7 protein-coding genes are annotated in these 12,315 nt (G+C 40.6%); 3 read left to right on the top strand and 4 right to left on the bottom strand.

The window, feature by feature from the left end; genetic code table 11:
- Nucleotides 1–89: 89 nt before the first annotated feature.
- The 4 genes from SJY09_RS10750 to SJY09_RS10735 all read right to left on the bottom strand — a co-directional run bounded on the left by SJY09_RS10750 (nucleotide 90) and on the right by SJY09_RS10735 (nucleotide 8,242).
- On the bottom strand, nucleotides 90–1,163 hold the full coding sequence (locus tag SJY09_RS10750; RefSeq protein WP_396635720.1) for a hypothetical protein: 1,074 nt from the start codon (nucleotides 1,161–1,163) through the stop codon (nucleotides 90–92).
- A gap of 106 nt (nucleotides 1,164–1,269) precedes the next feature.
- Nucleotides 1,270–2,031, bottom strand: a complete 762-nt coding sequence (locus SJY09_RS10745; RefSeq protein WP_396635719.1) for a hypothetical protein — start codon at nucleotides 2,029–2,031, stop codon at nucleotides 1,270–1,272.
- Complete coding sequence (locus SJY09_RS10740; protein WP_396635718.1) at nucleotides 2,028–4,892, bottom strand: alpha-L-rhamnosidase; 2,865 nt, start codon at nucleotides 4,890–4,892, stop codon at nucleotides 2,028–2,030. The genes SJY09_RS10745 and SJY09_RS10740 overlap by 4 nt, the downstream gene beginning before the upstream one ends.
- Complete coding sequence (locus SJY09_RS10735) at nucleotides 4,892–8,242, bottom strand: glycosyl hydrolase (protein WP_396635717.1); 3,351 nt, start codon at nucleotides 8,240–8,242, stop codon at nucleotides 4,892–4,894. Before SJY09_RS10735 ends, SJY09_RS10740 begins: the two co-directional genes overlap by 1 nt.
- 754 nt (nucleotides 8,243–8,996) lie before the next feature.
- Between SJY09_RS10735 and SJY09_RS10730 the strand changes: the two genes are divergently transcribed.
- The 3 genes from SJY09_RS10730 (at nucleotide 8,997) to SJY09_RS10720 (ending at nucleotide 12,089) form a co-directional block, all read left to right on the top strand.
- A complete protein-coding gene (locus SJY09_RS10730) occupies nucleotides 8,997–9,959 on the top strand; it encodes a PKD domain-containing protein (protein ID WP_396635716.1) in 963 nt (320 codons plus the stop codon).
- Nucleotides 9,960–10,157: 198 nt separating this feature from the next.
- The gene (gene yiaK, locus SJY09_RS10725) at nucleotides 10,158–11,171 is read left to right on the top strand and encodes a 3-dehydro-L-gulonate 2-dehydrogenase (RefSeq protein ID WP_396635715.1); all 1,014 of its coding nucleotides are present in this window, start codon (nucleotides 10,158–10,160) and stop codon (nucleotides 11,169–11,171) included.
- Between the two features lie 6 nt (nucleotides 11,172–11,177).
- Complete coding sequence (locus tag SJY09_RS10720; RefSeq protein ID WP_396635714.1) at nucleotides 11,178–12,089, top strand: sugar phosphate isomerase/epimerase family protein; 912 nt, start codon at nucleotides 11,178–11,180, stop codon at nucleotides 12,087–12,089.
- The last annotated feature ends 226 nt before the right edge of the window (nucleotides 12,090–12,315 follow it).

Below are 12,315 nucleotides of genomic sequence, written 5' to 3'. Positions count from 1 at the left end.
TTTCATTAGTGTTTAATTATATTAGGTGTTTTAAGTGTTAATTTCAAGAGTTATGCCATTTTTTGTGTCGAACAGTAGATGCAGGTTTTCTATTTCGTAAAATGATAGCCAATACCAAAAAGTAATAAGTGGGTGAAAGTTTCATGTCTATATTCACTTTTCAATATCAGGCCTTTGTATAAGTTCAACTCAATTCCAGCCCCTAGAATAAAGCCCAAACCAAAATTACTTTGAAATCCTGTTTCCTCTATAATTGAATTTCCGTCCTCGTCATTTCTCGACAAAAAGCTTAAACTAGCCCCTGTAAATATATAAGGTCTTATATTCTTATTAAGAAAATTATGTTGTATTTGGAACGGGATAGAAATTAAAGATTGAGTTACCTCGGTATCTAACTCGGTATCTATATATTGGTAATTGAAGTAGTTAAGCCCTGTGCTAAATGATGTATTTCTACTAAACTTAGGGAAAAACAATCTGTTATTAAATTGAAAAAAAAACTCAGATTCTTCATTTCCAAAACCAAGGCCACCAGTAATAATCCAAAAGTTTTGCCCTTTGTTATTAGTCTTTGTAACCTCGTAATTAGCACCTTTAGATTCATTGTAGCGGCCAATAATATCTATAAAACTACGTTGATTAAACGCTACTGTTGCACCAGTCCTAATTGGAAAGTTTTCAGTCGCCAAATTTAGTATCCCCAAATAGTTATATCTTCTAAATTTCGTTTCACCAGAAACTAATTTATCTTTTTGTAAAATATAATTTTCTTCTCTTTTTGAAACAATGTAAAAAGTATCTCCATTGTAAAATCCTTTATAAAGCGAAATTTCACCGCTTAATAATTTTTTGGCAAATAGGGTTATTTCTGTGCTTTTATTGTTTATTTCTACTTCAAATAAATCATATAATTCATCATCACCTGATTTAAAAGAGGCAATTTGAGTTGTATCATAAAGCTTACATTTTTCGTTTTCCAATATTTTTTTAAAGCAAATGTTATTTACTTTATTTTTAAAATCATCTTTTCGAATATAACCAGATATTTTCTCCCCCGTTTTTGTTATTATAAAACCTTTTTCAAAAGATTCTTTCAACTGTGAATTGGCAAGTTGTATTGAAAAGAATATTAATAATAAATAGAATTTTTTAAATAATTTCATGATTTTGTTTTGCCTTTTCAGTTTGTCTGTTTTCCTTAATTTATTAAGTAATTGATTCTATTTACTAGAATAGGTATTAGTTATCTCAAGAGTTATGCCCCATTCTTTACGGTTGTACAATGGTACTTCGTTCTGCATTCTGTGCCTCGGTCAATGTTTTTCCTTCGATAAATAAAACAAATCGGTCCAGCGCATGAAATTGAGAACGTCCGGAAACTTCCATGGTATAGATACCTGGCGTATCAAATGTCACAAAAATATTATGTGGGTCGTTGTCGCTTGTGTTCGAGCGCCAAAACCATTCCCCGACCCGGTTCATATAAACTTTAAACCAACCGTCTGAACTGCTGCCTTCTGGAACCGGAGTTTTACCAAGACCTTTTGGAAACACTGTACTACCCTCGCGTTGACCAAAAAAATCACTGGCATCGGAAAAGCGGAGCCAAGAGTCGTTCCCTTCAGACTGACTATCCCCTTCGGAAATTCTGGACCGCCATACAAACTGATAGGTTCCAGGCGTAGCGATGGTCAGTTTATAGACCAAAATACCGACTCCGGGTGTATTGAAATTATCTTCCTTGTTCCAACGTAGGTAACCAGTTCCATCAAAAGCATCCAGTGTGTTTCCGCGTTCCCATTCTAAATCTCCCTCTACAGTTTCAAATTCCACACTTATAATTCCGTTGCTTTCTAGGTAGCTTATGGTATCCAAATTGGTATTCGGGTCGGTTGGGTCTTCCGTACTTTCTTCTTCCTGTTCTTGCCTATCTTCTATGGGTTCTTCTATTGCGGATTCGGTACTGCAGGAGGAAAGTAGTGCTAAAAAACAGGGCAGTATATACGATGTCCTTCGGATCTTATTTATCATTCTACGTAGGTTATGGTATAGGAGCCCGAACCTAGTCGTACTTCATCTCCTGTTTTATTTTCTTGCTGAAATGTTTTCCAATCGGTGTTATTAATAGTTAAACTATCTTTTTGATTATCGCTTAGCGGTAAAAGTGCGGTCGTATTGAACGGCACTATTAATTCCATCGTAAAGTTTCCGTTTTCCACTGTCCATTTAGAATCTATGTTACCGTAAGGGGTCGGTACCGAAACATCCGTACTGGTAACCTCACTTGGAAATTGAGGGTTGACTACAAATGTTTTGTACCCCGGATTTTCTTTGGAGGATTTAATTCCACCTAAAGACTCATAAAAATAGGTGGCAAAACCCGTATGCATGGGGTGGCTTAAAGAGTTGGTAGGGCCTTCCATTTCCTCCCAGATAAACTGACGTTCGGGCCAAGTGGTAAACCCGGAGTTCATCACGTAAGCCTGACTCGGAAATTCGGGAGTGGTCAATATCTCATGCGCCAAGTCCGCTTTTCCGTTCGCTGCCAGCACCGTATAGATGTAACGGTTACCATGAATGCCCGTTGCATGATGGCCTCCCTTGACCTCCACGATATTGTGTGCCAAACCGTTGACCACGTTTTCTATCTCATTTTCAGGTACCATACCAAATTGCAAAGCTTGTACCGTAGCGGTCTGACTCAGGTACCATTTGTGCTCCGTGTTCGGAATAGGTCTCAAATACTCGGTATTGAAAGCAGTTTTTAATTCTTCTTTCTCCGTCTTCATTTGGGCGGCGTAGTCAGGGTCATCGTTCATGGAGGCAAATTTTTCCATGATGCCTAAAACATCATAGAAATAGGCGTTGGCCGAAATGATAGGGTCGGTTTCCATGGCGCTTGGATTTTTTCTTCTGTCCCAAAGTGGGGGACACCAATCGCCCATGCCATCTTGCATAATACCGTTTTCTCCTTTAAAATTGAGGTAAAAGTCGGTTAGTCCTTTCATTTCTTCATAATAGTCCTTAATAATGGTATCGTCACCATAATACCAATAATTGTACCAAGGCAAATACATCGTGGCCACGCCCCAGTCTATTTTTGCATAGGTAGACGTACGTTTGCCCGGGGCAATCATAGTCGGTACTTGAAATTTGATATCTGGGTCATTATGCCCTTTTGTGGGCCGCATTTGCGTGCGGATGTCTTCCATGTATTTTTTATAGAAGTCGTACATATCATAATTGTACAGCGCATACTCGGCAAAGGCGTGGGCATCGCCCAACCAGCCACATTTTTCGCGATGTGGACAGTCTTCAGGAATGCCATGAAGGTTGTCAACAATGGTCCATTTGCTAATGCTGTGCATTTCGTTAAGCATGTCGTTCGAAGAGCTAAAACTACCGGTTTCCTCTATGTCCGTGGCTACCAGTACCGCCTTTATCATATCGGTATTTGGTTTTTGGGAGATGCCCTTTACCTTGGCATATCTGAATCCATGATAACTGAATTTTGGTTCCCACGGTTCTGCATCCCCACCTTTGGAAATATATTTATACACCTGCGCCATACCATTGGCCCCACCACCCGTGGAACCTTGAAAAATATCGGAACCGTCGGTCAATAAAGCCTCTGTGGTCGTGATTTCGATGAGTTGTCCTTCTTTTTCCGCAACATTTAATTTTACCCAACCGGCGATGTTCTGTCCGAAATCTACGATCCATTCCCCATCTGCGCCTTTGAAGACTTTTTGCGGCTCCAGCTCCATTAGTTTTTTAATTGGCGGAATTTGTTGCGAACTCAAGGTTTTCAATTTAGGGGAAACCTCTTTCGGATTGCCCCAAGATGTGTCGTCATATCCTACGGTATTCCAACCCTTGATTTCAAAACGGGCATCGTAGGTATCACCACCATAAATATTATTAAATACAATAGGCCCGGTAGATTCCTTCCAAGAGCCATCGGTGTAAAAATCGGATTGGGAACCATCGGTGTAGGTGGTCTTTACCAGTAATTTTACCGTTGGAGGGCCATACGCCATGTCCTTTTCGGATTCTGGGTCGTTTTTCCAAGAAATGTTTTGTCCGTAAAAGCCATTCCCTAAAATGATTCCAAAAGCATTTTTACCGGAAACCAACTGTTCGGTAATATCATAATCCACATAATAGGCCTGTTTGTCATAGTTGGAAGGTGCAGGGTCCAACACATGGTCACCTACTTTTTCGCCGTTGAGGTAGAGCTCATAATAGCCTAGCCCTGCAATATAGGCCGTTGCGCTTTTAATTTCTTTGTTAATATGGGTTTCCTTTCTAAAATAGCTCGCTGCAAAACCATCCACAGGAATAGGTGCTTTCATTTTTCCCGTTTTGTAATCCCTAAAGCGATGCGGAGAGGTTCTGTTGTCCTTGGTCAAGGTAATCCACTTTGAGTCGCCCCAATTTTCATCGTTCATCAATCCCATTTGAAAATGTTGAACGGCAGACCACTCGGAGGCTCCATCGCTTTCGTCCCAAATCTTTACCTTCCAAAAGTAGGTTTCCAGTGCTTTTAGCGGTGAACCGGCAAAGGGTACAAAGGCCGATTTGGCACTCTCGGTTTTTGTCGAGTTCCATATATCCGCGTCGTTCTCGTTTAATTTTTCCTCGGAGGAGGCTACTAAAATATGATATGCAGATTGTGATTTATTGAAACCCTCTGCAGTTACCAGCCAAGAAAATTTTGGGTTTTCCGTTTCAATAGCGGTAGGATTTTCCTTTTGGTTGCAGCTTAGCTCAGCAAACGAAAGTGCTGTTTTTTCTGGCGATTCTGCACAAGACAATAACATACTTATTAAAATAGAGGCCATAAAAAAAGACCTAAATGTGTGTTGTCCTACGTTGTGTTTGGTTTTCATTAGTATCGTGATATTATTTTTGAAAATTTAAGTTGCACCGGCCCCAATAGCCCTGATGGCATTAAAGGGTCGTCTTTTTTGTAAAATGGAGATGTGGTAAAGGTGGTTCGTTTTCCGGTAGGTCTGGGTTCATTGTTGGTATACCATACTGGCATGGTCAGGTCTGTGGCACGATGTGGGCCAAGTTGATAGCCGTCATCATTTGCGGGATAGCGCTCGTCACCAATCAGTCGGTTGCTCCATTGGTTGGTCAATAGTACTTCAATCCTATTTTCACCCCTATTTACAAAATCGGTGATGTCTACTTCAAAAGGTGGCATCCAGGAAACCGCCACTTTTTTCCCGTTTATAATAACTTCCGCTACAATATTGACTTCACCCAAATCTAGCTGCACTTTTATATCTTCTTTTAGCTGCTGGTCATTCAGCACAATAGTTTTTTGATAGCGTGCCGTACCGCTGTAGTACTTTATAGAATCCTTGGGGTGTCCACTCCAATCCACCAAGGAATCGAATGCCACGGTATCTCCATACCCCATTTCTTTTTGAAAGGTAACATCCCAATTTTTCGAGATGTCCTTAGGTTCGGGAATATCGGTAATTTCAAAATCCCAGGTTTTTCCCGAAGTCAATGGTATGGAATAGGTGCCGTTATTTATTGCCTCTGCTTGTAGAATATTTTCTTCGGATAAGTTGAGGTGGATGTCTTTTAGACTAGTTTTCCCTTTTTCCTCCACATTCGAGGGTTCTTTAAACACTACAAAAACGGATTCACCGGCGTCCAGTTGAATGGATGTAGTCGTGGCACCGTTGTGATGCGTGAACTGACCTTGTTTACGGATGCTGCCCGTCATGGGATTCCATAATTCCGGAATTTTATCGGTTATCCTAAACTGTGCGCTGATTGTTTTGGTTGCCGCCGTATCCGCGTTGAAAAAAAAGTAAATATCCTCGGTAGGTGTTTTTCTATGCGCATAATCGCTGGTTGCATCATTTAAGAATTTCATATCCGGTGCCATGGAGTTTTCGGATAGTACCGTTTGCCAGTCGGACACTTTTTTGATGAAAGGTGTTAACTCGGTAAGTTTGGTTTTAAAGGTCTGAATATCGGTATCGGAATTTTTATATCCCGCTAGTTTCTCGGGGATTTCTCCATAGACCGGAACGCCACTTTTTGCAATTTCCAGGATGCGTTCTAACGTAGTTAACGAAAGTGTTTTACTGTTTTGTAGCAGTAATAGCTTATACGTAGTACCTTCGGGAAGTACCAATTCCTTGTCTTTTATAGCGATGCGGTTTAAAAGTACATCGGTATTGACATTATCAAAATTGATGGACTTGGGGATGGCCGGAGAGATGTCGTTTCGGTAGTAAGCGGAATTTGGGGCTCCTTCTCCTACATAAATCAGCAGGTCGGAAACCGGTACCCCTTGCCTAAGCATGTGCGATCCACGGGCAATATAGGTAAACCAAGCCGCACCCGCATTTTTCCACCAAGTTTGGGTCCTATCAAAATGAAAACCCCAGCGGTTCATTGTCATTCCCGGAGCTACGTTAGGATTGGCCTGATGCGCAAAGCGATGGAACATAAATTCGTTAATTCCATAGGTCCACCCTAAATCGCCCGAAGTTTTTGCCATGGCCGGATGCCCTTTCCAATTTATTTGAGGCGTTGAGGTAAAGGATTCTGCCGATATCACGGGTTTCCCGTAAATATGTGCCGAGGAAACCGCAGATTCCGTCTGGGTAATGGGACGGTTCATCCAGAATTCGCCCATAGGAATATCGGTTACGCCGCCAATATCCAAATCGTTCAAAGGACCAAAACCGTAGGGTTCTATGTAACTTTTGAGTCCGTCTGCGTTACACAGTTCCGTGAAATACTCAAAGTAATTTTTGGTCATCAAATCCGAAATTACTTTCCTATAATCCGACAGTACAGCCTCCGATTGTTCCGCATTTCCCACAAACCTGCCTGCGACCAAGGGCAGCATTTCAATAAAATTATAGCTTTTTGCCTCCTTAAATGTGGCGTTAAAATCTTCCGTCCAGTTTTGCCCGCCCATTTCATAACTATCTATTTCAATATACTGCAAGGCGTTTGGAGCTACTGGACCGGCATTGTTCACTACCTTTTTGATAAAGGCATCGTAATGTTTTTTAAAGGGCGGTCTACTTAATTTATCCACTTCCAAACCACGGCCTTCATCGGACGCCGGATTGTTAAACGCACCTGTTGAGGTGTATCCAAAACGCATGATGGTCCATGTCCCTTCTGGCAGTTCTGTTTTTAAGTTACCTTCCGAATCCATGTCTTTGGATACATTTCGTATTTGCCATGGGTCTATCATCATCTCTGGCTCGGGAGTTCCGATAGGAAGTAATTTTTTGTCCTCTGTCCTGGCGATCGCCGTTCTGCCCAAGGGGTTGTTTATAAAATAATTGGAAGTTAGTTGTACCTCTTTTATAGTTGTAGGCTGGTTGAATTTAAGTCTAAAGTACCTTGATGTAATCCCCTTAAAATGGTCATTGATTGCCCATTCCCCTTTTCCGGTACGTACTTTAAACAGCTCGCGAACATCTGTAAATGTTTTTCCGTCGAAGCTCGTTTGAAGAATTGCAGTACTGCGACGGTCGTTAAAAATAATTTTAGCGGAACGTATGGTTTTGGGATTATTATAAGTAAACTGAACCCATGGTTGTTCTTTTTTTTTGGCATTAAGTTTAGATTCGGCATCCACTTTGGTGTCGGAAATTAGTGAAATGTCCAAAGATGCATCCGATGCCAAAATTACCGGAATATTTTCAGAATCGTCCACCTCGGACGGTAGGGCAGGGTAGGCCAACACAGCAATGTCTTTATAAAAACCTTCTCGTTTGGTTGGCTCCTTGAGATTCGTATGAATAGCTCCGCCGTTGACCACGCTTTCGCTCCAAACCACCATTTTCATGGATTCCTCTGGCAAGACCCACGGTCCGCCACTCGCAGACCAACCATCGCAATTATGCACTCCAAAACTCAGCCCTAATCGTTCGGATTCGATAGCGGCATGTTTTATAAGTTCATGGTGTTCATCTGAATTATATTTGATGGGCCCGTTAGGAATTCCTTGAGTTACATTGAACAAGAGCAGTCCACCAAGTCCAACCTCTGCCATGGATTCCAAGTCTTTTGTGAGTCCGTCCTTGGTCATGTTACCGCTCATGGCGTGAAACCAGGTCTTGGGCTTGGCACTTTGTGGTGGGTTCAGGAATTCCTCAGCAAGGTTTCTTTTTGGTTGATAATTATCTTGGCAGGATAAAAACACAACCAACAATACTAGTGAAGATGCTATACTTATTTTTTTCATTTCATATGACCCCTAATCGACTAAAATACTGTTTTGAAAGGGCTAGTGTATCCTGTACTATATGGTTGATTGATTCTTTGATTTTGAACTAAGTGAATGCTGTTGTTGTCTATTGGTCAGTAAAAAATTTTAGGGATAATCGCTAGAGTTTTTCTGTTCAGAAAACCTTATTTTCTTAAAATTTACTCCGAATATTATAGCGTAGTTATTTTTTAGTGGAACCGCTAACGGCTATATTATCCTGAGGCCTGGCCCAAAATTAAATATTCCTTTCTACAAATACCCTGAGGTAGTTTACGCAAAGAATTTACATTTTAATTTTGATATCTATTTTTAAATTAAAATGAAAATTTCTTTTTCGTGTTCTTGCCAAGATATGAGGTATGCATAAGTTTTAATATGATCGCAACAATAGTTTTATACAGTCTTTTTTTCTTTAAAACCCTCTATAATTATATCAATAAATCTTATAGTGAGGCACTAATGCTATTTGTTGAAACTATTCAATATTAATTGTTCATTTTTAAGATCAAAAATTCCTTTTCAACCAGTTTTAATCGTTCGTAGCCTCCCTGTAGTGGTTCATTTGCACTGTATTCGGAAAGGCATAAAGCTTCTAACGAAAAAAGAAAAAGTAGAAAGTATTTATCCCTCAAGGAGTACACAAAAAATGATTGTATATGAATGAAAAGTATGTCAATCATATTTACCCATTATTAAGAATATAAATTGTAAATCGTAAATTAATTTTATCATGAAATCAAAGTATTTTACCCTAGCATTAATTGGATTGTTGTTAGCATTTCAATCTTGTGAAAAAGAAAATCAGGAAGACTATCAATTGGAATCCGTAAATGCAAGAAGTTCCTTTGGCTTAACAGCAAATTTTGTTACTTCTGTAAGGATTTTTAACAATCAAGCATTTGTTACCTTTTTCAATGCTTCACGTGCGGCCAGGACTTTTGAATGGAGTTTTCCTGGAGCTGCGCCCGAATCATCTACATTGAGAAATCCGCAAGCGGTTTACACTCAAAATGGCACATTCAACGTAACCTTGGTTACCACTGGTCGAGGAGCTACCAAAAGCATTACCAAGCAAGTAGTGATTACCGGTATCGAAGGTGGCGATGAAATTGTGGACGATCAAGAAAATGATGGAATAGATCAAGGTGGCGATGATAATGTACCAGAAGAAGTTGTTCAGGTCAGTGCACGATTTTTTGCCAGTGTTAGACTCGTAAACAATCAAGCTCAAGTTACCTTAAACAACCGTTCTGAAAATGCCACTAATTTTCAATGGAGTTTCCCAGGAGGAACACCTAGCAGTTCAAATTTGGAGAATCCTGTAGTAACTTTTCCTAGAAATGGTACGTTCGCGATAACGCTTGTAGCATCTAATGGCGATGTTAGTGATACTGTGACACAGAATATCAGTATAAATAACATCCCAGAGGAGGAGGTTGAAGAGCCAGTTGTAGATGTAAGAGCACGATTTTTTGTGAGCATCCGCAGATCTAACGGTCAGTTTCAGGTAACGATGAGAAATCGTTCTACAAATGCAACAGATTTTCAATGGAGTTTCCCAGGTGGTAGCCCTGAAACTTCAACAGAAGAAAACCCTACTGTTACATACACAGAAGGAGGTAGTAAAACTATTACACTTGTTGCTTCTAATGGAGATGTTACTTCCACTAGAACTGTAAGATTAAGCTTGTAAAAGTTTGGTCCTTTAAAACCGAGGCCAATATTTAGTGTTTGTTTTATTTGGTTTTAAAAAGCGGGGATTCCAACTAAGGTTTTTCCGTTTTTTTTTTTGGTAATGCTTATTTTAAGATTAGAAATACTTATTGCTGTAAGGATTATAGGATAACATTGAACGGCTATCTTTTAAAATTGTTTACTAAATTGGGAACATATGTTTAAAACGATTCAAAACCAGGAAATGCTTGAAGTACTAACGGTGCTTTTCATCAAGCACGGATTTTCCACAGAAAAAGCCAAACAATTGGCTCATGTACACACAGAAAATACGCTGCATGGTGTCAACTCCCATGGCATTAATCGCGTTCCTTTTTTTATTGACCAAGTAAAACGTGGGCTGGTCAAGCAAGATATGGAGGCCCAAAAAGTGGAAGGTTTTGGCAGTATCGAACGCTGGGACGGAAATTTGGGGTCGGGAGTCATTAATGCGATAAAATGCACAAATCGGGCCATTACCCTGGCGAAAGAAAACGGGATGGGACTGGTGGCCCTCAGAAACACGAATCATTGGATGCGCGCTGGCTATTACGGTTGGATGGCGGCGGAACAAAATTGTATCGGCATCTTGTTTACCAACACAGAACCCAATATGCCCGCATGGGGCGGGAAAGAGGCACGATTGGGAAACAATCCTTTAGTCATTTCCATTCCTAGGAAAAAGGGGCATATAGTTTTGGATATGGCCATGACCCAATTTTCTTTTGGTAAAATCAATCAGTACAAATTGAACGGGGAACAATTGCCCTACGAAGGCGGATTTGATGAGAATGGGAATCTCACCAAAAATCCGGAGGAGATATTGACCACCAAAAGTGGACTCCCCATCGGCTATTGGAAAGGGTCGGCACTTTCTATGGTGTTGGATATGTTGGCCACCCTGCTTTCTGCCGGAAGGTCTACCTATAAACTGGGATTGGATTCTCACGAATACGGTGTGTCACAGGTTTTTTTATGTATGGATCCTAATACCTTTCATGATGCCAATCTTCAAGAAAACCTGATGGAAGAAATCATCGCCTATACCCAAGATATCACTCCAATGGAGCCGAACGGGAAGACCTATTATCCCGGAGAGCGTTCGCTGGCCAACAAAATCAATAACCAGAAAAACGGGATGCAGGTAAGCGAAGAAATCTGGAATAAAATAACCGATTTAGCGAACAAGTAAGATATCATGAAAAACAATAGAAGAGATGCCCTTAAGAAGATTGCCTTGGCTCCGGCCTTGTTAACGGCACCTGGGTTATTAGCAGCCACTACCAATAGTCAAGCAACACCTGCCGCCACGCGCGTGCAGTACAGCGTAAATGCCTACTCTTTTAATGACGAGTTTAAAAGTGGTGAAATGGACTTGTTTGATATGATGGAGTTTGCTGCGGAGATTGGCCTCAATGCCGTTGATTTGACCTCCTATTATTTTTCGTCCTATCCCAAGCTTCCAGAGAAATCGGAGATTTTTGCTTTAAAGAAACGGGCATTGGAACTTGGTTTGAACATTTCGTGGACCGGCGTCAGAAACAACTTTGTAACTGCAGATGTGGAGGCTCGAAAAAAGGACCGTGAAATGATTAAAGATTGGTTGCAAATATCTTCTGAGATAGGATCATCCATTTTACGGATTTTCACCGGACGAAACATGCCTGATGGCTATACCAAAGAGCAGGTCAAAACATGGTTGGTAGAAGAGTACAAATTATGCGCCCAATACGGTGCCGAGGTTGGTGTTATCGCCGCCTTGCAGAACCATAATGAGTTTTTGTTTACGGCTGATGAAGTTATGGATATCTTAAAGCGAGTGGACTCGGAATGGTTCGGACTTATTTTGGATATTTCCGGTTTGCGTACCACAGACGACCCCTATGCCGAGGCCGAAAAATTAGCGCCTTATGCCAATTATTGGTTCATCAAAGAGCATATTTATCATAACCAAGTCAAGAAACCGACCGATATGGCCAAGATGGCAGCTATGATTAAAAAACAGGGATTTCAAGGTTATGTTTCCTTTGAGAGCCTATCGGATGGTGACCCTAAAGCGATTATTAAAGAAATGTTGGAGGAGTTTAAAAATGAATTCAACAAAGGCTAGTTTCATTTAAATAGAGTTCCCAATTCCCACCAAAACAACCGATAACAAGATTACTACTATACCTACAATGATGGTTGTCTTGGTTTTCCGAGCTACGCCTTTCCATTCTTTTCGATAAATGCCTCATAGATTAGCGGTTAAAATGGAATGCTACATGTACAGGATCTAAGAGCTAGCCCTATTATCCGATTTGTCTTTATCTCTATGTAGTGTTTATCATTTTGAA

The sequence above is a fragment of the Maribacter sp. R77961 genome (assembly GCF_044594925.1).
Taxonomy (GTDB): domain Bacteria; phylum Bacteroidota; class Bacteroidia; order Flavobacteriales; family Flavobacteriaceae; genus Maribacter.
Note: the sequence above shows the minus strand (reverse complement) of the source record. Positions and strands in the feature narration are given on the sequence as shown.